19 protein-coding genes are annotated in these 22,091 nt (G+C 32.9%); 11 read left to right on the top strand and 8 right to left on the bottom strand.

The annotated features are described in order from the left end of the window. Positions 1 to 272: 272 nt before the first annotated feature. Positions 273 to 695 carry an HU family DNA-binding protein gene (locus EIG86_RS11070; protein ID WP_127846240.1) on the bottom strand — a complete coding sequence of 141 codons (423 nt, stop codon included), beginning with the start codon at positions 693 to 695 and terminating at the stop codon, positions 273 to 275. A gap of 108 nt (positions 696 to 803) precedes the next feature. Here EIG86_RS11070 and EIG86_RS14320 point away from each other — a divergent pair, with 108 nt between their 5' ends. Next, a complete protein-coding gene (locus tag EIG86_RS14320) occupies positions 804 to 926 on the top strand; it encodes a hypothetical protein (RefSeq protein ID WP_262707804.1) in 123 nt (40 codons plus the stop codon). A 190-nt stretch (positions 927 to 1,116) separates the two neighbouring features. Here the strand turns inward: EIG86_RS14320 and EIG86_RS14275 are convergent, their stop codons facing one another. Beyond that, positions 1,117 to 1,494, bottom strand: a complete 378-nt coding sequence (locus tag EIG86_RS14275; protein WP_240032211.1) for an outer membrane beta-barrel protein — start codon at positions 1,492 to 1,494, stop codon at positions 1,117 to 1,119. A gap of 171 nt (positions 1,495 to 1,665) precedes the next feature. After that, the gene (gene ccsA / locus EIG86_RS11060; RefSeq protein ID WP_240032210.1) at positions 1,666 to 4,911 is read right to left on the bottom strand and encodes a cytochrome c biogenesis protein; all 3,246 of its coding nucleotides are present in this window, start codon (positions 4,909 to 4,911) and stop codon (positions 1,666 to 1,668) included. Positions 4,912 to 5,211: 300 nt separating this feature from the next. Between ccsA and EIG86_RS11055 the strand changes: the two genes are divergently transcribed. The 8 genes from EIG86_RS11055 to EIG86_RS11020 all read left to right on the top strand — a co-directional run bounded on the left by EIG86_RS11055 (position 5,212) and on the right by EIG86_RS11020 (position 13,754). Further along, complete coding sequence (locus EIG86_RS11055; RefSeq protein WP_127846239.1) at positions 5,212 to 5,961, top strand: Rossmann-like and DUF2520 domain-containing protein; 750 nt, start codon at positions 5,212 to 5,214, stop codon at positions 5,959 to 5,961. Next, positions 5,954 to 6,460 (top strand): KdsC family phosphatase, encoded by a 507-nt coding sequence (locus EIG86_RS11050; protein ID WP_127846238.1) that lies wholly within the window; start codon positions 5,954 to 5,956, stop codon positions 6,458 to 6,460. Before EIG86_RS11055 ends, EIG86_RS11050 begins: the two co-directional genes overlap by 8 nt. A 9-nt stretch (positions 6,461 to 6,469) precedes the next feature. Continuing rightward, on the top strand, positions 6,470 to 7,363 hold the full coding sequence (locus tag EIG86_RS11045; protein ID WP_127846237.1) for a UbiA prenyltransferase family protein: 894 nt from the start codon (positions 6,470 to 6,472) through the stop codon (positions 7,361 to 7,363). 1 nt (position 7,364) lies between these two features. Continuing rightward, positions 7,365 to 7,949, top strand: coding sequence for a Maf family nucleotide pyrophosphatase (locus tag EIG86_RS11040; protein ID WP_127846236.1), 585 nt, complete (start codon positions 7,365 to 7,367; stop codon positions 7,947 to 7,949). A gap of 24 nt (positions 7,950 to 7,973) precedes the next feature. Beyond that, entirely contained in the window at positions 7,974 to 8,864 is an 891-nt protein-coding gene (locus EIG86_RS11035; RefSeq protein ID WP_127846235.1) for a septum formation inhibitor Maf, read from the top strand. Next, complete coding sequence (locus EIG86_RS11030; RefSeq protein WP_127846234.1) at positions 8,857 to 9,387, top strand: mechanosensitive ion channel domain-containing protein; 531 nt, start codon at positions 8,857 to 8,859, stop codon at positions 9,385 to 9,387. Before EIG86_RS11035 ends, EIG86_RS11030 begins: the two co-directional genes overlap by 8 nt. An 81-nt stretch (positions 9,388 to 9,468) precedes the next feature. Continuing rightward, positions 9,469 to 11,958, top strand: coding sequence for a PIG-L family deacetylase (locus EIG86_RS11025; RefSeq protein ID WP_127846233.1), 2,490 nt, complete (start codon positions 9,469 to 9,471; stop codon positions 11,956 to 11,958). Positions 11,959 to 12,077: 119 nt separating this feature from the next. Then, on the top strand, positions 12,078 to 13,754 hold the full coding sequence (locus tag EIG86_RS11020) for a sodium:solute symporter (protein ID WP_127846232.1): 1,677 nt from the start codon (positions 12,078 to 12,080) through the stop codon (positions 13,752 to 13,754). 44 nt (positions 13,755 to 13,798) lie between these two features. Here the strand turns inward: EIG86_RS11020 and EIG86_RS11015 are convergent, their stop codons facing one another. Next, positions 13,799 to 14,641: a DUF2911 domain-containing protein gene (locus EIG86_RS11015; RefSeq protein WP_127846231.1), complete on the bottom strand. Its 843-nt coding sequence runs from the start codon at positions 14,639 to 14,641 to the stop codon at positions 13,799 to 13,801. A gap of 108 nt (positions 14,642 to 14,749) precedes the next feature. Here EIG86_RS11015 and EIG86_RS11010 point away from each other — a divergent pair, with 108 nt between their 5' ends. Both EIG86_RS11010 and kdsA read left to right on the top strand, forming a co-directional pair. Further along, complete coding sequence (locus tag EIG86_RS11010) at positions 14,750 to 17,470, top strand: zinc-dependent metalloprotease (RefSeq protein WP_127846230.1); 2,721 nt, start codon at positions 14,750 to 14,752, stop codon at positions 17,468 to 17,470. A 119-nt stretch (positions 17,471 to 17,589) separates the two neighbouring features. Continuing rightward, positions 17,590 to 18,408: a 3-deoxy-8-phosphooctulonate synthase gene (gene kdsA, locus EIG86_RS11005; RefSeq protein ID WP_127846229.1), complete on the top strand. Its 819-nt coding sequence runs from the start codon at positions 17,590 to 17,592 to the stop codon at positions 18,406 to 18,408. Between the two features lie 4 nt (positions 18,409 to 18,412). Here the strand turns inward: kdsA and EIG86_RS11000 are convergent, their stop codons facing one another. From EIG86_RS11000 to EIG86_RS10985, 4 genes are read right to left on the bottom strand one after another with little or no spacing between them, the layout of a single operon-like run. After that, a complete protein-coding gene (locus EIG86_RS11000) occupies positions 18,413 to 19,726 on the bottom strand; it encodes a DUF2254 domain-containing protein (protein WP_127846228.1) in 1,314 nt (437 codons plus the stop codon). Positions 19,727 to 19,785: 59 nt separating this feature from the next. Next, entirely contained in the window at positions 19,786 to 21,099 is a 1,314-nt protein-coding gene (gene murA / locus EIG86_RS10995; protein ID WP_127846227.1) for a UDP-N-acetylglucosamine 1-carboxyvinyltransferase, read from the bottom strand. After that, a complete protein-coding gene (locus EIG86_RS10990) occupies positions 21,100 to 21,735 on the bottom strand; it encodes a DUF4290 domain-containing protein (RefSeq protein ID WP_127846226.1) in 636 nt (211 codons plus the stop codon). 53 nt (positions 21,736 to 21,788) lie between these two features. Then, positions 21,789 to 22,085: a DUF493 family protein gene (locus tag EIG86_RS10985; protein WP_127846297.1), complete on the bottom strand. Its 297-nt coding sequence runs from the start codon at positions 22,083 to 22,085 to the stop codon at positions 21,789 to 21,791. Between the last annotated feature and the right edge of the window lie 6 nt (positions 22,086 to 22,091).

Here is a 22,091-nt window from a genome sequence, read left to right as displayed (position 1 = left end):
TATTTGAAAATGGTTGATTTTTTAAGGCACAAATGTATTGTTTATTGTAACAATGTGGGAAAATTAATAATTATTTTTGATTTTAATGATTTTATTTATAGAAAAACCTAAAACTCTACTTTTCAGCCGAAATGCTGTAATGCTGAAAATTTATTTGGCTATTACTTTCTTAGTTATTGTAATATCTGTATTTAATATTCTTATTTCCCAAATCTTTTCATTTCCTTTTTAAAACTCATCATTAAAACTTGTTTTAGCATACATAATACATGTTATAAATCAGAATCCACACTATACTTTAACTTTGCTTTAGAGTCGACCTTAAAATGCGTTAAATTATTGAGTTCATGTTTCAGGTTTTTATTGAGCTGGTAATTCACTTTCACTCTTTTAATATCTTTTGGTGAGCATTTAGAAGGATCGGTATGAGATTGTGTTTCTATAGCAAGTTTGAAAGTCCCCAACCAACCCAAATCAATTCTATTGCCTTGTTGCAATTGGTCTTTAACTTCAAGATTTAGTGCGGAAAGACAAGCAATAATATCAGGTTGAGATAAAGTACATGTTTCGCTGATGCGTTTTGCCAATTGATCTATGCTTATGGTCGTTTTATAAACTGGTTTCAAATGAAAACGCGGCAATTGGTCTTGAGAAAAGCCACTACCGCGTTTCGAAATCGTACATTTAACTGACATGATTTATAGTTTTTATATTATGAACTATAAATGTAATGTTTATTCTTAGTAATAAAGTTCAATATTGTACATAAAAAAATAAAATAGTGTACATTAAATTATATAATAATGTACACTATTTTAAAAAATCATTTTTTATTTCCTTATAAAAGGATAGCGACTCCAAATATTAAAGTAGAAGTGCTTAAATTCAATCGAAATGAACTTGATTCTTCAGTAACAGGATTGTAATCATATTCTCGATTAGTACTTTCATAACCTAAAGTACCAAAACTGGCTTGTAGTAAAATATTTTCTGATAACTTATAATTTATACCCGGTCTGATGCCAATAAAAAAAATGTTCTGTGTTGATTCATTTTCAATATTATCAAATTCGGAAGTATTATCACTAAAAGAATACCTGCCTTCTCCTTGTAGATTTAAGGCAAATTTTTCATTAATTGGAAAGAATTTTTAACATAAGGAAAAATACTATACGAATTAGTTGTAGAAGTTTGATTGTTTGAAGATGATTCTCTTTCATTTTCAGATTTTGCATATCCATATCCTAAACCTAATCCTACAATTAAATTTTGATCAACTGCATACCCGATTTTTGGTGAAATACTGAAATTAAAATTATCACTAGAAGAATCGTTATTATCTGAAAATTCAGTATTTGTATTTCTAGAAATTATTGAAAAATCGCCTTCTACACTCCAGGTGCCTTTTTCAATACTGAAATTGTCTTCTTGTTCTTGTCCGTAAATTGTTAGAATTGAACACATAACTAACAAAATTGTACTTAATTTTTTCATGGTAATTTATTTAAGGTTTATAATGACCTACCACTACCAATACATATGCCAAGATTGTTTTGTGCCAAATTAATCAAAAATAAAAATTATTTTAACACAGAAATTTCTAATCATAACTTCATTAATTAAAAATATAATTAGGTTCAATTTTTCAAAAAAATCAACCAAAGACTAATAAAATTTCTTGTATTTATATTTTGCCAAGACACCTAAAATCACCCAAACAGCCAGACTAATCAAGATAAACTGATAGCTGATAATTTGGTCACCACTGGCGTAAGAATGCAAACCAGTGAGATAAAAATTCACACCAAAATAGGTCATTAATATAGAACCGAAAGCAATAACTGCCGCCCAGTTGAAGGCAAATAAACCGCGTAATCCAGGAACTAAACGCATGTGTATCACAAAGGCATAAACCATAATACTAATTAGCGCCCAAGTTTCTTTCGGATCCCAGCCCCAATAGCGTCCCCAACTTTCGTTGGCCCACTGTCCACCTAGGAAATTCCCAATTGTTAGCATCACCAAACCAACCGTTAAAGCTAATTCGTTGATGATGGTGAGTTCCTGAATATTTAATTTCATTTTCTTCACATTGGATTTGTTAGTCGCAATAATCAAAAACAAGGAGACCAATCCAATAATTGCTCCTAAGGCAAAAGGTCCATAACTACCAACAATTACCGCAACATGAATCATCAACCAATAAGAATCCAAAACTGGTTGTAGATTTCCGATACTAGGATCTAACCAATTAAGATGCGCCACCATTAATATTATGGAAGTGATAAATGCTGTGGAAGCCATTGTTAATTCACTTTTTCGGCCAAAAGCCAAACCAAAAAACATAGTCGCCCAAGCCACGTAAATCATACTCTCGTATGCATTACTCCAAGGCGCATGACCAGAAATGTACCATCTGGCAATTAATCCAGCAGTATGTGCTAAAAACAACACAACCAACAAAGCTTTACTGACGTTAATTACAATTTTATAGGATTTCTTCTCTTTGAAAATTTTCAGAATCACAAACAAAATCATAATCAATCCGATGTAGAGATAATACTTGTAAAGTTTATTGAAAATATCGATTTTATTATATAGAATTTCAGCCTGAATTTTTTCCTCTTTTGGCAAAACTTCGCTGCCGTACTTTTCTTGAAAAGATTTCAAACTTAAAAGCAAATCATTCGATTGTTCGTAATCTCCAGTTTGACGTGCTTGCTTAAGCGATTGCATGTAAAGCGGCAAAATTTGCTTAGTATACAAAGTGTCCACGCCCGTAAAATAGTCTTCTTCGTCCAGTTCTGGATAAGCGACCCATTTGTTATTCGGGTGATCTGGAACAGGAAATATTCTGAACTGCTTGCCCTGCAATGTATTGTAAATCAGGTTTACTTTCTCATCTGCTTTGATGAAATCTTTCTGAAATTGGTTTGGCACTTTTGCTTTATAAGCATCGTCTAAATATTTACCCAATTTGTAACTTCCCTGCATGGTGAAAAAATCGGTCAGAGAAACATATTTAATATCTTCTTTAACGCCCAAAACGTGATGAATACTGTCGTTTTTAGCTTTTATTGAAATGATAGGTGCAGAATACCAAATTTGCGGATTTTCTATCATCGATAACATGACTTGATCACTGTTCAGGTCTTGATATTCATCTTGTTTGCCCAGTTTTCTCAACAACTCTGATGAATAAGTATTGATAGGTTTCATTCTGCCTCCAAAATCTTGAATAACTAACTCACCAAATTTTGCAGCATGAGATTTCTCTACCGTATTTGCTTGAATCATTTTCACAACCTTGTCATAATCCACCGAATTGATCAGTTGATGTTCATGATCTTCTGTATCTATAATCGAATCTGTTTCAGCTTCAATAGATTCCGCATGGGTTGGAATTTGTTCTTCGACAACATTGCCATTTTGCGTTTGAGAAAATCCTGAAAGTGAAAATAAAACAAGAAGAAGGCTTGCGGTTTTGGCTTTTTTCACTTTAATCTTTTCAAGTTTTTTTCGCAATTCACCAAAACGAGAACCTGGATCAAACATAATTGCCATTAATCCTAAATACAATAGAAAATAGCCAATATAAGTAATCCAAGTGCCCCACCAATCATTGTTTACCGACAAAATGGTACCTTGTTCGTCTGGATCAAAAGACGATTGAAAAAAACGATAACCTTTGTGGTCTAAAACGTGATTCATATAGATTTCATAAGGGTAAGAATTGCTGCCATCCACCACTTCTACTTTACTTTTGAAAGATTCGTAACTCGGTTGGCGTCGATCTTCAGTACCAGGATGTTTAGTCGCAATAAAATCGTTTAACTTCAATGAAAATGGTAATTTCACATCTCTACTTCCGTAACGCATATAAATATCGTAGCCAGCAACTTCTATTTTTTTCATATCCATTTGAAAACCTTTTCCACCTAAAAGCGAAATGTTTTTGCTTTCATTTCCTGCAGAAACTTTCACTTTAATGCCGTCAGGATCATTATTGGTTACCATATCTTTTTCTATAATATCGTAAGAACCACGTATTGCAGGATCGGGAATTACAAACTGCATGCCGCCAATATTGTACAAGGAGCGCATTTGTAAGTCCTGAATAGAATCCTTTACCAATTCTCCATTTTTTTGGTCGGCCATTCGCATCCATTCGCCTTCGAATGGAGATTCTATTTTGAAACCAACTTCATTACTTCCAACAATATTTATTGCGCCATCAGTTTGCTTATTGAATGCAAACAATACATTATGAATACTAGCAACTTCTCCAGATCTCAAAAAGTGATCGTGGCGTGTCCCATCGCCTGATTCTACAATTTTCAAAAAGTAGTCTCCGGTTTCATTTTCCACAACGCCTTCTTCAGCGCCACGGATATATTCTAAAAATTCAAATTTTATTGGGTCGCCATTGAAATCGGTTTTTATAGTTTTCCCTTTGGTAATTTTTGGGCCTAATCGAATCTTGTGGTCTTCACTCTTTCGTTTAGGTTCACCTTCAATTTCTCCATCGATATAAGTTGAAAGGTAGGTTTGTTCAGATAACATCGTGTTGGCAACTTCGCCTTCACGAATGGGCATGATGCCTTCTTCACCCAAATATCTTGTCACCCAAGCACCAACCAAAATCAATATAAATGACAAGTGTAAAACTAAAGTTGTCAACTTTTTCTTTCGTAACAATTTGTATCTGAAAATATTACCAACAAAATTGATCACAAAAAAGACCATAATAACTTCGAACCACCACGCATCATAAATCCATTCCCGAGCAGTTACTGTTGTATAAGAGTTTTCAACAAAAGTTCCGATAGCCATAGCAACAGCGTAAACAATGAACAAGACCGCCATCAATCTTGTAGAAAACAGTATATCTTTTATTTTTTTCTCTAACATGATTCCAAAAATATATTGGGCGCAAAGATACTGAAACTACTAAGATTTTTAAGTCAAAGTGAGAGAGACGAACGTTGAAATTGTGTTAATCTTAGGTTTGAAAAAAAATACGAAATACCAGTTGAAAAGCATTTATTTTAAACTTAAAATTACTTTTTTAATTTTTAAATAAATTTATCTTCTGAATTTTAATTAAAATATTTCAATTTATTCAAAAAATCGATTTGTTAATGTTCAATTTTAGTTGAATTTGAATCGGGTTTGCTCCTATTTTTGTAATATTGATTCAAAATAAAACCTATGTTGAACATCGTTATTTTAGGCGCAGGAAATGTGGCAACACATTTGTTTAAGGCATTTGAAACCAGCGAATCAGCCAAAGTTATTCAGGTTTATAACCACCGATTAGAAAGTTTATCATTTTTCAAAAATAAAACTGAAGTTTGCAATAATATTAATAATTTAAAAGACGCAGATTTATATCTAATTTGTTTGAAAGACGATGTCATTGAAGATTACGCCAGTCAATTGAAATACAAAAACACAATGATTGCGCATACTTCTGGCAGTTTTCCTTTATTGCAAAACATAGAACAATCTGGCGTGTTTTATCCATTACAATCGTTTTCAAAATTTGCCGAACTGGACTATAAAAACATTCCATTTTGCTTGGAGTCAAATACTAAATCTGGCATTCAGCTTTTAAAAAAACTCGCCAAAGAGGTTTCAAAACAAGTTTTTGAAATTGATTCCAAACAACGACAGACTTTACATTTAGCGGCTGTTTTTGTGAATAATTTTTCAAATCATTTATATACAATTGCTGAAGATATTTGCAAAAAAGAGGATATTCCTTTCGATATTTTGAAAGCTTTGATATTGGAGACTGCAAATAAAATACAAACGCAAAGTCCAAAATTAGCACAAACAGGACCTGCGGTAAGGCAAGATTTTAAAACCATAGACCGACATTTGTCACAAATATCGGACGAACAAATTCGAAGGATTTATCAACTTTTCACAAACTCGATTATAAAAAAATATGAATAAAAATTACAAAGAATTACTGAACCAAATCACCACTTTTGTTTTTGATGTAGATGGTGTTTTAACCGACGGCGCTTTACAAATTTCAACTTCTGGTGACTTACTGAGAACCATGGATGTAAAAGATGGTTTTGCCATGAAACACGCCATGAATCAAGGTTATGAAATTGCAATTATTTCTGGTGGAAAAAACGAAGCAGTTCGTGCGAGATTACGCGATTTAGGCGTCACCAATATTCACCTTGGCATTGATGATAAAGTGGCTTGTCTAGATGAATTTTTTGATGTTTATGGCATTAATCCCGAACACGTGGCTTATATGGGCGATGATATTCCAGATTTATATCCAATGAAATTAGTGGGATTGCCAACCTGTCCACAAGATGCTGTTGCTGAAGTCAAAGCTGCTTCAGCTTACATTTCTCATAAAGGTGGTGGCAAAGGTTGCGTTCGTGATTTGCTAGAGCAAGTCATGAAAGTGCAAGGCAAATGGAAATTTTAATACTTTAATATGTCACTTCTGAATCTCATCAAGTGGAGAAATCTAGCAATGTTAGTTTTGATGGCACTTTTGATGAGATTCAGTCTTATTCCTTATTTTACTTTTGAAATTCAAATCAATCATTTTGAATTTTTACTACTGATTTCAGCTTTGGGTTTTAAGTATGCTGGCGCAAACATTATTATTAACGTATATAATTCTGTATCGATTCAAATTAATGATCCGAAAATGAATTTTCAAATGAATAAAATCAATTCTAAGTCTGTTTTGATTTTGTACTTCATTTTCACTTTTCTGGGATTAATTTCAGCACTAGGATTTGCAATTTCAATTCATTCAGACAAAGCTTGGCTCATCTTTTCTTGCACTCTTTTGGGAGCGATTTTGTATTTAGCGCATGCCATTTATTTTCAAAATATAGCAATTTTAGGAAATTTTGTCAAGAGTTTTCTTTCAGTATTTTCAATAATTATTATAGGTTGTTCAAGTTTTAACTTACTGAATGAAAATTTTTTAATATATATTATTTCAATATTTACTTTAAATGCTTTCCTGTTGAGTTTTGCCTCTTCAATTCTCAAAAATATTGAAGAAATTCAAGGTGATTATTTTTCTGGAAAATCTACTTTACCTATTCTAATCGGTAAAAGTCGAAGTCAATTTGTGGCTTTCTTTTTTATCATTTTAGCAGTATTACTGATTATCAGTTCAACTTTGGCTTATTTTATTCAATATAATATACTCATGTTTTATGTGTTTGTCACGATCGTTTTGCCGCTCATTGTTATTTCAAAAAAAGTTTTGGAAACACGGTCAAAACAGGAAATAATTCAGTTGAAAAAATACTTGAGCTATGTTTATTTATTAGGTTTGTTTATGATGTTAATTTTTAAATTCATATAAAATGATTATTGAAAATATCAATCAAAAGAATATAATTTTAGCCTCTGGTTCGCCAAGGCGACAAGAAATTTTGAAAGCTATTGGCGTTAATTTCAAGGTTAAATTACGTTCGGTCGATGAAGATTTTAGCAATGATTTAAAACATGCTGAAATCAGCAATTTTCTAGCAAAATTAAAGGCTGACCAATTTCAAGACCTAAAAGCTAACGACTTACTCATTACTGGCGATACCATAGTTTGGCATCAAAATCAGGCGCTGAACAAACCTAGTGATGAAAATCATGCGTTTGAAATGCTTTCGTCTTTATCGGATGCCACACACGAAGTGATTTCATCTGTTTGCATCAAAACTTTAGACAAAGAAAAAGTGATTTACGATGTCACTAAAGTTAAATTTCGAAAACTAAGTGCAGATGAAATATGGTTTTATATCAACAATTATAAACCATTTGATAAAGCTGGTGCTTACGGCATTCAGGAATGGATTGGCAAAATTGGAATTTCTGAAATGCAAGGTTCTTTTTACAATGTGATGGGTTTGCCAATAGATAAATTGTATCTTAGTCTAGAAGAATTTGTAGATTAGAAAAAATAAAAAAAATCCATAATCATGAAATACTTAAGTTTCTTATTCATACTTAGCATTTTGGCTTGCAAAAATTCTCCAAATTCTTCGATTTCTGAAACTTATGAATCTCGAAATCTAAGTAAAGATTTCAAAGACTATTGGTACGACGGCAAAGCAGAACTCACAAGTTATGAATTGACTCAATACCGTTACGGAGAAAAACGAAAAGGCACGGCGGTTTTGATATTTGTTAGTGAAGATTTTCTGCCAGAGCAACAAGTTAAAGCAAATCAACAAAACCCCAGCAACATTAATGTAATGAAATTGAATGCAACAAAATCATTCAATACTGGGATTTATCCCTATCACATCCTTGAAAGCACTTTTTTGCCATTGATTGAAAAAAGACCAGTTTTAAAAATCGCATCGAGTACGCAAGAATGGTGTGGCCAAACTTATGCACAACTCAATCATCGTGATAATTTTGAAATCGTTTCGCATTCTTATTTTGAAGGTGAAGCTGACCAGAATTTAAATATTTCTCCTGTTCTTACAGAAAATGAACTTTGGACACGACTTCGCATTCAACCCAGGAAGATAGAAACCGGAACTCAGGAATTACTACCAAGTTTTGCTTTTATCAGGTTGAACCATATCGATATAAAACCATATTCTGCTAAAATTCAACAATATGAAAATGAATTTTTAGTAACTGAAGTAAATTATGATTCTATAAATCGAAATTTAAAAATATATCAAAACAAAAACTTTCCATTCGAGATTGAACAATGGGAGGAAATTCAAATTAAAAATAAAGATACTTTGGTGACATCAGCCAAAAAAATGGAGCGTTTAAAAGTAAAATATTGGCAAATGAATTCGAATAAATATTTAAATTTGCGCGATACTTTAAACCTTAGATTATATGATTGAAGAATTCATTTTCAATAACGACAAGCAGTTGATTTGGACTGGTATTGTGGTTTTAGTTTTATTGTTACTCAGATTTATTTTGAAAAAATCTGCCAATAGAATTGCTAAGCGCGACGAAATTAATATTGGTAGAACGCGCTTGATTTTCAAATATATAAATGTGTTGGTGTCATTCATTGCAATTTTCTCGTTGCTATTGACTTGGGGCGTAGAGGTTCGTGAACTTGCACTGGTTTTTTCTTCTGTTTTTGCAGTCATCGGCATTGGTTTATTTGCCATTTGGTCAATATTAAGCAATATTACTTCGGGTATCATCATGTTTTTTTCCTGTCCTTATAAAATTGGTGACAAAATTCAAATTCATGATAAAGAATTTCCTTTGGAAGCCATTATTGAAGACATAAAATCTTTTCAGCTTCACCTAAGAACTGATGAAGGCGAACTAGTCACTTATCCTAATAACTTGCTATTGCAAAAACCTGTTTCATTAGTGAAAAAAGACGCTATACTTGAGAAAGAGTAAAAGCTTAATATTAGTTAAAAGCATCTAAATTCAGCTATAAATTTTATAAACAAAATTATATTTGGTTGCAAAAATGAAGCTATGCGAAGAATTTTATGCTTGATTCCTATATTATTATTCACTTTTATTCTGAAAGCCCAAGCTCCAGAAAAACCCACAGCTTCAGAAATTTACCAGCAAATACAATCACTCAATTTTCTTGGAAATGTGCTTTACTTGGCCGCACATCCAGATGATGAAAACACGAGCTTAATTACTTATTTTTCAAAATATTACAACGCCAATACGGCTTACTTGTCATTGACACGTGGTGATGGCGGACAAAATCTTATTGGTCCAGATATAGGAAAAAAACTTGGAATAATTCGAACACAAGAACTATTGCAAGCTAGAAAAATTGATGGTGGAAAACAGTTTTTCTCTAGAGCAAAGGATTTTGGATATTCCAAAACACCAGAAGAAACATTAGACATCTGGAACAAAGACAAGATTTTAGCAGATGTAGTTCGGGTTTTACGAAAATTCCGACCAGATATCGTAATCAATCGTTTCGATCATAGAACATCTGGTTCAACTCACGGACACCATACCACTTCTGCCCTACTTTCTGTGGAAGCTTTTGATTTATCAAACCAACAACAAATCTATACCAACCAGCTTGAAAGGCTAAAACCTTGGCAACCAAAGCGATTGTACTTCAATACTTCTCCTTGGTTTTATGGAAGTCAGGAAGCTTTTGAAGCTGCCGATAAATCCAATTTCACAGAACTCAATGTCAATCAATTTTATCCTGTTGAAGGTTTGTCCAACAACGAAATAGCAGCACTTAGTCGAAGTCAGCACAAATCACAAGGCTTTGGAAATACTGGTTCTAGAGGCGATAAAATTGAATATCTAGAATTGGTTAAAGGTGAAATGAATTTTACTCAAAATCCTTTTGAAGGCATAAATACGACTTGGACGCGAATTCCTGAAGGCAAAGCTATTGGTGAAATTCTAAATAAAGTTGAAGACAATTATAATTTTAAAAAACCTTGGAAAAGTATTCCCAAACTTATGCAAGCTCTAGGGACAATTGAAGAGATAGAAGACAACTTTTGGAGAGAACAAAAGTTAGCTCAAATCAAAAAAGTCATTTCATCTTGTTTAGGACTATTCGCAGAGGCCAAAAGTAGTTCTGCTTACGCAAATCCTGGCGATTCGGTCGCTATTAATTTTGAAATTATCAACAGAAGTCCAGTTGATGTCAACTTAAAATCTATCAGTCTTAACCGAAGTAAGTCAATAAATGTAAAACAAATTTCACTTGAAAATAATGCAGACTTTAAATTTTCTGAAACTATTAAAATCCCTAAAAACAGTAATTATACAACGCCATATTGGTTAAAGTCTGAAGGAGAACTCGGTGTATATAAAGTCGATAATCCGAGTTTAATTGGTTTACCAGAAACTCCAGAGCCTTTAAACTTCACTTATATTTTTGAAATAGAAGGCAGAAATTTTGAACTGACCAAAGCTTTAATTTACAAGTATAATGACCCCGTAAAAGGTGAAGTTTATGAGAATTTTGAAATTTTACCTAAAGTTTCAGTTGCTTTTCAAGAATCGGTTTTCACATTTAAAAATGGAGAAACTAAATCTATAAGGGTTGACGTCAAAAGTTATGATGACCATATATCTGGTCGTTTAAAACTTGACGCCCCATCAGATTGGCAAATTCAACCTAAATTTCATCAAGTTGAAATTGAACAAGCTGGTGATTCAAAAAGTTTCACTTTTGAAGTAACACCAACCCAAAATTCCGAAATTGAGATTAATCCGAGTTTAGAAATTTCAGGTGAAAAATTTGAACAAAAAATTTCAGAAATCAATTACGATCATATTGGCAAACATTTTTTAATTGAAAGTGCCAAAGCAAAATTTATAAATTTTGATATACAACTGGTTGATAAAAAAATTGCTTATATCAAAGGCGCAGGTTCAACTGTAGCTAAAAACTTGTCAGATTTAGGATTTGAAATTCAAACTTTTGAGGCTGAAGAAATCAATGCAAAACTTTTGAAAGATTTTGAGGTTGTTATTATTGGAATAAGAGCTTATAATATTCACAAATCATTGGCTTATAAGCAGTCAGACTTGTTTGAATTCGTTGAAAACGGTGGAACAATGATTGTCCAGTATAATACAAATCGAGGCTTGAAATTGGACAATGTTGCACCTTACCACATGAAAATTTCTAGAGATCGTGTTACTGAAGAAAATGCTAAAGTTACTTTTCTGAATCCTTCTCATCCTGTTTTGAATTTTCCAAATAAAATTGGTCAAGCTGATTTTGAAAATTGGGTTCAAGAACGTGGCTTATATTTCCCAGATGAATGGAGTAATGAATTTACTCCAGTAATAAGCATGAATGACAAAAACGAAACATCTAAAGAAAGCAGTATTTTGGTTGCTACTTATGGTAAAGGTCACTATGTTTACACAGGTTTAAGTTTTTTCAGAGAATTGCCTGCAGGCGTTTCAGGTGCTTATAAATTACTGGTCAATCTAATTGCTTTGGGAAATGAATAACAGGAACGGTGTAAAATACAAATGGAAAAAATCATACACTTTGGTGCTGATTTTCAATGTTATTTACATCATTTTGTTTTATTTCTTCATGCGTAACTTCCAAATTTAATTCAAGCTTTATGACAATAATAGATTTTGTAATTCTTGGAGCAACACTCGCTTTTATTGTCATTTACGGTTCTTTAAAATCAAAGAAAAATAATAACGTCAACGATTTCATCAAAGGTGGTAATACAGCAGAATGGTGGACGGTAGGCCTTTCTGTAATGGCAACTCAAGCCAGTGCAGTTACTTTTTTATCTACCCCAGGTCAAGCCTTTCATGATGGCATGGGATTCGTGCAGTTTTACTTCGGTTTACCGTTAGCAATGATTGTAATTTGTTTGGTGTTTATACCTATTTATCACCGCTTAAAAGTTTATACAGCCTATGAATATCTAGAATCGAGATTCGATTTAAAAACCAGGACTTTAACCGCGCTTTTATTTCTAATCCAACGGAGTTTAGCTTGTGGAATTACGATTTATGCGCCATCAATTATTCTTTCAGCCATTTTAGGATGGAATTTATTTTATTTGAATATTATTATAGGCGTTTTGGTGATTATTTATACTGTTACCGGTGGAACAAAGGCTGTTAATGTAACCCAAAAACAACAAATGGCAGTAATTTTGATTGGTTTGGTTGTCGCTTTTATTATGATTTATTCAGATTTGCCACAAGATATCACTTTTAATAAAGCAATGAAAATTGCTGGCGCTAACGACAAACTGAATGTATTGGATTTTTCATTTAGTTTTGATAATAGATATACTTTTTGGAGCGGAATTATAGGTGGCAGTTTTTTAGCGCTCTCTTATTTTGGTACAGATCAAAGCCAAGTTCAACGTTATTTATCAGCAAGAAGTTTGAAAGAAAGTCAGATGGGCTTGATATTCAACGCTATTTTAAAAGTTCCACTTCAATTTTTCATTTTGTTAATCGGAATTATGGTTTTTGTTTTTTACCAATTTAACCACTCCCCGATTAATTTTAATCCAGCGGCTAAAACTGCTGTTGAAAATTCAGAATATGCTACGGAATTCAATCAATTAGAAAAAAATTTGATCGTTATTCAAGATCAAAAAAATATTTTAGCCAAAGAGTTTGCTGAAGAGCATTCTAAAAGTGAAATGAATGCATTCAAAGATGAACTGAAACTACTGAATGAGCGCGAATTTGAATTGAGAGACCAAGCTAAAGATGTAATAAAACAAGTAGATGAAAAAATTGAAACCAATGATAAAGATTATGTGTTTATTCATTTCATTCTGAATAATTTACCCAAAGGTTTGGTTGGACTTTTATTGGCTGTAATTTTGTCGGCAGCAATGTCTTCAACCGCTTCAGAATTGAATGCCTTGGCTTCAACAACAACAATTGATTTGTATAAGCGCAATAGCTCTATAAAACTCTCAGACAGACATTTTCTAAATGCTACAAAGTTATTTACTTTAGGTTGGGGCGTTTTCGCTATTATTATAGCCTGTACAGCGAATTTATTTGATAATTTAATTCAATTGGTAAATATTATCGGTTCGATTTTTTATGGTAATGTTTTGGGAATTTTTCTCTTAGCCTTTTTTATAAAGTTCGTCAGCAGTCGTTCTGTATTTATCGCTGCAATTATTACACAGGCGATTGTAATCTTTGGCTACTCGCAAGATTGGATGCCTTATTTATGGCTGAATTTATTTGGGTGTGGCTTGGTTATTTCAATAGCAATAGTTTTAGAAATATTGAATAAAAAAAGCTGATTTATAGATAAATCAGCTTTTAAGTGTTTATAAAAAGTAACCAATTACATTGCGCCCCACTCTTTTAGAGAATTTTGGTTCATTTTGATGTAATCTTCATTGTTAGCTTTTTTAGCTCCGGCAAGTGAAGCTTTAGCAGCACTAATTGCTTGCTGCTTTTTGCCAGCTTTAGCATAAATTAATGATTGTTGTCTCAACATCCAGAATGGTTTTTCATCCATCATTTCCATTGCTTTTTCAATCCATTCTACTGATTTTTCAATGTCTTTTCCAGCTTCCTTATAATACACAGCAGCACTATAATAATCGCTAGCAGAAGGTCCATTCATGACTTTATCGATATTCTCAGAAACCAGAAGATCAGTAGGAAAATGAATAGGAACTTCGACTAAAGTGTTTTCCCAAGAAATTTGTAAATGTGCTTTATTAATGTTTATAGCACCGATCATTACCGTAAAGGTTTCAACATGATGATCTATTGTTCTTGTTGGAACTGTAATTGAGGCAGCAATCATGTCTTCTTCCCACATTTTCGGCAATCCCCAACTGTCTACAGAGTCATAAAAATAAACATCCCAGGCTTCTTTATTTGGGACTGTAAAAACAGCATAACTACCAGCTTCAAGAGTTTGTTCGTTAATCACAACGTCATCTGAGAAAGTTATGATTGTATTTTCGTTAGCACCAGTTCTCCATTTTTTACCGTATGGCACCAAATTTCCGAAAATTTCTCTTCCTTTAGCAGATGGTCTTGAGTATGCTAAACCGACTTCAGATAATCCAACAATTTGAGTAATGTTGATGTTTGGACTTGGTTGTGGCGTTTCTATTTGTGCGATTACTGAAAAAGATAGCGACAAAAAGAATAAAAAGATTTTAAATTTCATGAGTTTTAGTTTTAATTTTTAAATTATTGTTATTAAAGTTATGTATTTGATAATAAAAATTATTAATTTGTAGCAATATAAAAATTATACTAATTAAAAATAAGTTTTATGAGTAAAAAAATAAATTTATTATTTATCCTCACTATTCTTTTGACACTTTCAGGTTATGGTCAAAATTTTTGGGAAGAAACTAATATTGACAGAATTCCTAAAAACGAATTGATAGACTATTCTGCTACAGTTACAAAAGCAGATTATTTTTCTTTAGATGTCAATGAAATAAGAGAATATTTCAAAAACGCACCACTTAGGAGTGAAACTCAAAGCTCCGAAATAAATATGGATATACCAATTGGAAATGACGAATTGCTTAATTTTGAAATTTTCAAAACAAACACAATTTCAGGTGAACTAGCTGAAAAATACCCTTTGATTAATTCTTTTGTTGGAAAATCTAAAACAGGCGAAATTCTAAGAATTACACTTACAAATCTTGGTTTTTATGCTATGATTAACAGCCCAGAATCTAGTAAAACATTCTATGTTAATCCCGTTGCTAAAGATGGAGTTACCCACTATCTTTTCGAGAGAAGCCATGCTAAAAACGAATCATTTTTCAATTGTAAAATGGAGTCTGAAATTTTAGATCAGACGGAATCAATGTCAAATCAAGATAATGTAACCATGACTATTGACGATGGCATATTGAGAACATATAGATTAGCATTATCAGGTACTGGTGAATATTCTCAGTTTCATGTTAATCAAGCAGGTCAACAAAACGGTTCGGTTGCTGAACAAAAAGCAGCTGTTTTAGCAGCAATGGTAGTAACTGTTGATAGAGTAAATCAAATATATGAAAGAGATTTGGCTATTACCTTAGAGATTGTTCAAAACAACGATGATTTGATATTTCTAAATGGAGGCAGTGATCCGTTTAATAACCAAAATGGTGGTGTATTATTAGGGCAAAACCAAAGTACCGTCGACAATTTAATTGGTGCATCAAATTATGATATTGGACACGTATTTAGTACCGGAGGTGGTGGAATTGCTGGACTTGGTGTTGTTTGTGTACCAAATCAAAAAGCAAGAGGTGTAACTGGTCAGCAAAATCCGGTCGGTGATCCATTTGATATTGACTATGTAGCACATGAAATGGGACACCAATTTGGTGCAAATCATACATTTAATAATGCATGTGGAGGTGCAAGGAATGGAGCTACAGCCTACGAACCCGGAAGTGGTTCAACGATTATGGCGTATGCTGGGATTTGCGCACCAAATGTCCAATCCAATAGCGATGCTGCATTTCACTATATCAGCATAATGGATATTTCAAATAACATTGATGGAAATGGTGGATTTTGTGCTCAGGAGTCTTCAATTTCAAATACTGCACCTTCAATCCAAAATTTTCAGGATTATACTATTCCATACGGTACAGCTTTTAAATTAGAAGCTGAAGCAACCGATAATGAAAATGATGTTTTAACATACACTTGGGATCAATTGGATAATCAGACATTTAATCCACAACCACCTCAAGCGTCTTCACCATCAGGTCCAAATTATAGATCGACACTTCCTTCTTCAAGTCCTGTAAGATATATGCCAAATATAAGTTCAGTTTTGAACGGAAATTTGTCACCAACATGGGAAGTTACACCTGATGTTTCTCGTGTACTTAATTTTGGTTTAGCAGTCCGTGATAATAATATCAACGGTGGGCAAGTCTCGACTGAAACAATGCAAGTGAATGTTGCAGATAATGGTCCTTTTCAAGTAACTTCTCAATCTTCAGAAGGTCTAAATTTTGAACAAGGTGAAACTATTACTGTAGAATGGGATGTTGCAGGTACAGATGGTGGTCAAATCAACACTTCAAATGTAAATATTCTTTTATCGACTGATAGTGGTAATAATTTTGATACAGTATTAGCTTCAAATACAGCAAACGATGGTTCTGAGCAGGTAACTCTTCCAAGTGATCAAATTGCATTTGCTAGAATTATGGTAGAAGCTGTAGATAATATCTTTTATGCAGTAAATGATCAGTTTTTTGCTATTGATACTGAAGTTACAACCGAATGTACAACATTTACTTCTACAGACACGCCTGTTAATATTGCAGATGGAAGTGGAACTGGTCAATTCAATCCAGGGCAGCCTGGTCTTAGCGTAATTAATGTAAGTGAAAATATTACTTTTGATGATATTACTGTAAACGTTGAAGTAGACCATACTTATGTAGGTGATTTATTAGTTTTAATTCAGCATCCTAATGAAACTCAAGTTGCTTTGTGGGAGTTGAATTGCGGTAGTAACAGTAATTTTAATCTATCTTTCAATGACAATTTCCCAGGAATTACCCAAGGTGATTGTCAAAATAACTTAACAGGAACATTCTCTTCTTCAGATTTTACCGGAAATAATTTAGCTGATCTTGAAGGATTAAATACGCAAGGCCAATGGATAGTAGCTGTATTCGATGGTTTTGCTGGAGATACTGGAACTATTGAATCTGTATCCATCGAGTTTTGTGAAACCTTATCTTCAGATGAATTTGGTGAACAAAATCAATTTAGTATTTCACCGAACCCAACTTTAAATGGAAAGTTTGATGTGAATATGACCAATCAAATTCAAGACGACGCTAAATTGAATATTTATGATATTCGCGGTCGTTTAGTACAGGAAAGTGATTTCAGCAATAATTCTTCAGGAAACACTTATTTTTTCAATTTGAATAATACAGAATCTGGAGTTTATTTAATTGAAGTTATTAATGGAAATCAAAAAACTGTTGAAAAATTAATAGTTAAATAGTTTAATGTAAATATTTATTTTAGAAAGCCTTGTTCAAAAATGGACAAGGTTTTTTATTTGTATTCAGCTTAATGAAAAAACATTTTTCAAATACTTATCTTTGTTCAAAATTATAAAAAATGAATATTAAAGATATACCAAAAATAAATCACTCAAATTCGAATAATTTTTTCTTATTAGCTGGACCTTGTGCAATAGAAGGCGAAGATATGGCTATGCATATTGCTGAAAAGATTATGGAAATCACTCATAAGCTAGAGATTCCATTTATTTTCAAAGGTTCTTTCAAAAAAGCAAATCGTAGCAGAATTGACAGTTTTACAGGAATTGGTGATGAAAAAGCACTTGAAATTTTACAAAAAGTTAGCGAAAAATTCCAGATTCCTACCGTTACAGATATCCACAAAGAAGAGGATGCGGATTTAGCTGCAAAATATGTAGATGTATTGCAAATCCCTGCGTTTTTAGTAAGACAAACTGATTTGGTTGTAGCTGCTGCTAAAACAAATAAAGTTATCAATCTAAAAAAAGGACAGTTTATGAGTCCTGAAAGTATGCAACATGCAGCTCAAAAAGTCAAAGATTCTGGTAATGATAATGTTATGATTACAGATCGTGGGACAATGTTTGGTTATCAAGATTTAGTTGTTGATTTCAGAGGTATACCAACTATGAAAAAATTTGGGTCAACAGTTTTAGACGTAACCCATTCGCTACAGCAACCTAATCAGTCTTCAGGAGTAACAGGAGGTCGGCCAGAAATGATTGAAACTATTGCTAGAGCCGGAATTGTCAATAATGTAGATGGACTTTTTATAGAAACACATTTTAATCCTAGAGAAGCTAAAAGCGACAGTGCTAATATGCTAGATTTAAGCCTTTTAGAAGGTTTACTGACGCGTCTTGTTAAAATTAGAAAGACAATTAATAGTTTTTAAAAATTTAATTATTATTAAAAATTATTTGACTGCGTTCTTTCATGTCTTTAAGATCATGGTCATCTTCAAAAGATGATTCAGCTAAATCTAAAATCATCTGTGCATGGCGGCACACAACTTTTTGATGCTCAGTAAATTTTGTAAATTGATAAATTGTAATCATAGCTTCCATCAGCCTGATCACTACAGCTGGACTTCCTTTTGAAAACTGTCTGATCTGTAGAAATGAAGTGTTTAGCATTCCTTCGTAAGTCAACGGTCGTAAGACATAACGCAAATTTCCATCATCGTCATAGCGATATTTTTCAGGAAATTTCACTTTGGTAAGATAACACATTGTAGAAGTTAAATTATCTATACAAGTTATGGCTGTATACGGATCATTTATTCCTGGAGAAAGTGCACGACAAGCGATTTCTACCATTTGATGAATAGCATGTTCTGCATCTTGTTGAGGCGTTCTGGATTTTCCTGTTATAAAATTTGAATTTAAATTTGAAATTGCCTCTTGATCAATATCAGAATTGGTATAAATATCAAATATTTTCTCGCCTTTTACCAAATAATTTCCTGGTCTATGTTTTGTGATTATTAATATATTGTTTTCAATAGCAAAATTCAATAGCGTTTCATTTTGCATATATTGTAAATAGCCACTTTCTGAGCTTTTTACAGTTGTATGTTTCGAATAGTTTTCGATTATAGCTTCCACATCTTCAGATGGATTAGAAATAGAGTCTTCTTCTATTTCTTCAGAAAATATGAATTCAACATTTTTGGTCAAAGATTCAGAGATGTCAGAAATTACATTATCTGCTTGAATACTTACAGAAATATGGTGAATAAAAACAATAAGTAAAACAATATTGGCAACAGCAGCAAAAATTGAAATCAAAATAGATAGGCTTGGTATAAATTGCATGCCATCATTATCTTTCACAACATTCAATATAATAAGGCAATATAAATAAGTCGAAACATAAATACCTAAAACAACTTGATTGAGCCGCTCATGCATAAAATTTCTAAGTAATCGCGAACCAAACTGACTAGATGCTAAAGTTAAAGCCACTAAAGTGATTGAAAAAACCGTACCGGCAACACCAATCATCGCTCCTGAAATTGTAGACAACACGCTCCTAGCAGAATCTGCACTTTCTGTGACAAAATATTTAAAATAAGTCACAGTATTGAAATCAATAAGTTGATCGAGATAAATAGAAACTGCTGACAATCCTAGAGCACAAAGGATTATCAATATTGGAATGAACCAAAAACTATTGGTCAATTCGCTCCAAATAAAAGCTAATTTTTTCATACAAAAAGTTCAGATTTAAATTTAAAGCTTTTTGTATGAAAATTCAGTTTTAAAACAAATTAATCATAACGGTTAATTCTTGCACCAATAGCACGCAACCTGCCATCTATATTTTCATAACCGCGATCTATTTGTTCAATATTATGAATCGTAGAAGTGCCTTTTGCCGATAAAGCTGCTATCAAAAGTGAAATTCCAGCACGAATATCCGGACTCGTCATCGTTGTGGCTTTCAACTGAGACTGGAAGTCATGACCGATTATTGTCGCTCTGTGTGGATCACAAAGTATTATCTTGGCTCCCATGTCAATAAGTTTATCAACAAAAAACAGTCGGCTTTCAAACATTTTTTGATGTATCAAAACGCTACCTCTAGCTTGAGTAGCTACAACCAAAATAATACTCAATAAGTCTGGCGTAAAACCTGGCCAAGGCGCATCGCTGATATTCATAATTGAACCATCAATAAACGTCGCAACTTCGTAACCGTCTTTATGTGCAGGGATAAAAATGTCATCACCTTTTCGTTCCACAGTAATACCAAGCTTTTCGAATGTGACAGGAATAATTCCTAGATTTTCCCAACTTACATTTTTGATGGTAATTTCGCTTTTAGTCATCGCTGCCAAACCAATCCATGAACCAATTTCTATCATATCTGGCAAAATAGTGTGTGTGCAACCTCCTAGAGATTCTACACCTTTGATTGTCAATAAATTTGAACCAATTCCACTTATTTTTGCACCCATAGCAGACAACATTTTACAAAGCTGTTGAATATACGGCTCACAAGCTGCATTATATATTGTAGTTTTCCCTTCAGCTAAAACAGCTGCCATCAAAATATTAGCTGTTCCGGTAACAGAGGCTTCTTCGAGCAACATGTCAGTGCCTTTCAAACCATTAGGAGCTTCTACACCATAAAAACGTTCTTCTTTATTGTATCTAAAATTTGCGCCTAATTTTATAAAACCACCAAAATGAGTATCTAAACGACGCCTGCCAATTTTATCTCCGCCAGGTCTTGGAATGTAACCTTTTCCAAATCTTCCAAGAAGTGCACCTACGATCATAATAGAACCTCGTAAACTACTCCCTTCTTCTTTGAATTGCTGACTTTCCAAATATTCTAAATTCAATTCATCGGACTTAAAAGAGAAACTTCCTTTTTTAAGCTTTTGAATTTTTACGCCCAAATTGCTAAGAATTTCAATCAATTTATTGACGTCTCTAATGTCTGGAACATTATGAATCTTAATTTCTTCAGGTGTCATTAAGACTGCACAAAGAATTTGTAAAGCCTCGTTTTTAGCACCCTGTGGCTGAATTTCACCTTGCAGTTGGTGACCGCCTTCTATTTGGAAAGTTGCCATTTAATATTTACGTTTTCGGTTACGATTAGTGTTTTTGTGACTTTTCTTCTGTGTTTTTTGACGTCTATTTCTGATTAAATTTGAAGCATCGCTCAATTCCTCATCATCACTTTTCAAATCCAATTCTCCATCACTAAGTTCTCTCAAGTGGTCAAAAATAACCTTATCAGGCACAGAATCTCTATTCCAATTCAAAAAACATTTCTTCATATGATTGGCGATGGTATAAGTCAAACCCTCTTTCATTTCACCATCTTCAATTTTTCTGGCTTCATCTATCATTCGTTTGATATTGTTACCATAAAATCTATATTTTGGAAAATTCTGTGGATAAGACAAAGGTTCAGGCCTTTTTTGAAGTTCTTCCTTAGAAGGCTTAGGAAAAGGAGAATCCACATCTAGTTTGAAATCGCTAATAATAAATAGCTGATCCCATAATTTATGCTGAAAATCTGGCACATCACGAAGATGCGGACTCATATTTCCCATGACATCAATGATGGTTTTTGCAGTTCGATTTCTTTTATCTCTATCCTCAATAGTCAAAGCGTATTCAACCATTTTTTGAATATTCCGACCGTATTCTGGAATTTTCAATTCGTTTCTTTCAGAATTGTACTCTAAATTATCTATCAATGTTCTGTTATTTTATTAATGGAACGCAAAATAAGGAATATTATTGAAACTGCTTATAGGGAAATCACATCCTGCACCTTCTCTCCTACTTCTTTGTATTTTTCTATGACAATATCCGGCGATTTCATTGTTACATTTACAGAAACGCTGGTATATTTGCCCTTTGAAGATTTTTTAGTTGAAATAACAGCGCCTAAATTATCAAATATGGCAATCAATGTGTCTATATTCGACTGATTTTCAGTTGGAATAATGAATTTATACAAGTATGGAGAAGGCCATTTACTGGTTTTTTTTAGCCTTTTTCTCAGTTTTGTATAAAATTCATCTGAAGATTGATTGGGTGTCATCATCTG

It is taken from the genome of Psychroflexus aestuariivivens, assembly GCF_004010055.1.
GTDB lineage: Bacteria > Bacteroidota > Bacteroidia > Flavobacteriales > Flavobacteriaceae > Psychroflexus > Psychroflexus aestuariivivens.
The sequence above is the reverse complement of the archived record's forward strand: the minus strand, read 5'-3'. Positions and strand labels throughout refer to the sequence as shown.

Bases quoted from the DNA above. Each gene is read 5' to 3' on its own strand.
- EIG86_RS11045 (WP_127846237.1), top strand. From the start codon at position 6,470: ATGTCACTTCTGAATCTCATCAAGTGGAGAAATCTAGCAATGTTAGTT.
- EIG86_RS11030 (WP_127846234.1), top strand. From the start codon at position 8,857: ATGATTGAAGAATTCATTTTCAATAACGACAAGCAGTTGATTTGGACT.
- EIG86_RS11000 (WP_127846228.1), bottom strand. From the start codon at position 19,726: ATGAAAAAATTAGCTTTTATTTGGAGCGAATTGACCAATAGTTTTTGG.
- EIG86_RS10985 (WP_127846297.1), bottom strand. From the start codon at position 22,085: ATGACACCCAATCAATCTTCAGATGAATTTTATACAAAACTGAGAAAA.
- EIG86_RS11070 (WP_127846240.1), bottom strand. From the start codon at position 695: ATGTCAGTTAAATGTACGATTTCGAAACGCGGTAGTGGCTTTTCTCAA.
- EIG86_RS11020 (WP_127846232.1), top strand. From the start codon at position 12,078: ATGACAATAATAGATTTTGTAATTCTTGGAGCAACACTCGCTTTTATT.
- EIG86_RS11050 (WP_127846238.1), top strand. From the start codon at position 5,954: ATGAATAAAAATTACAAAGAATTACTGAACCAAATCACCACTTTTGTT.
- murA (WP_127846227.1), bottom strand. From the start codon at position 21,099: ATGGCAACTTTCCAAATAGAAGGCGGTCACCAACTGCAAGGTGAAATT.
- EIG86_RS11035 (WP_127846235.1), top strand. From the start codon at position 7,974: ATGAAATACTTAAGTTTCTTATTCATACTTAGCATTTTGGCTTGCAAA.
- EIG86_RS11010 (WP_127846230.1), top strand. From the start codon at position 14,750: ATGAGTAAAAAAATAAATTTATTATTTATCCTCACTATTCTTTTGACA.
- EIG86_RS11015 (WP_127846231.1), bottom strand. From the start codon at position 14,641: ATGAAATTTAAAATCTTTTTATTCTTTTTGTCGCTATCTTTTTCAGTA.
- EIG86_RS11055 (WP_127846239.1), top strand. From the start codon at position 5,212: ATGTTGAACATCGTTATTTTAGGCGCAGGAAATGTGGCAACACATTTG.
- EIG86_RS14275 (WP_240032211.1), bottom strand. From the start codon at position 1,494: ATGAAAAAATTAAGTACAATTTTGTTAGTTATGTGTTCAATTCTAACA.
- EIG86_RS11025 (WP_127846233.1), top strand. From the start codon at position 9,469: ATGCGAAGAATTTTATGCTTGATTCCTATATTATTATTCACTTTTATT.
- EIG86_RS14320 (WP_262707804.1), top strand. From the start codon at position 804: ATGTACACTATTTTAAAAAATCATTTTTTATTTCCTTATAAAAGGATA.
- EIG86_RS11040 (WP_127846236.1), top strand. From the start codon at position 7,365: ATGATTATTGAAAATATCAATCAAAAGAATATAATTTTAGCCTCTGGT.
- ccsA (WP_240032210.1), bottom strand. From the start codon at position 4,911: ATGTTAGAGAAAAAAATAAAAGATATACTGTTTTCTACAAGATTGATG.
- kdsA (WP_127846229.1), top strand. From the start codon at position 17,590: ATGAATATTAAAGATATACCAAAAATAAATCACTCAAATTCGAATAAT.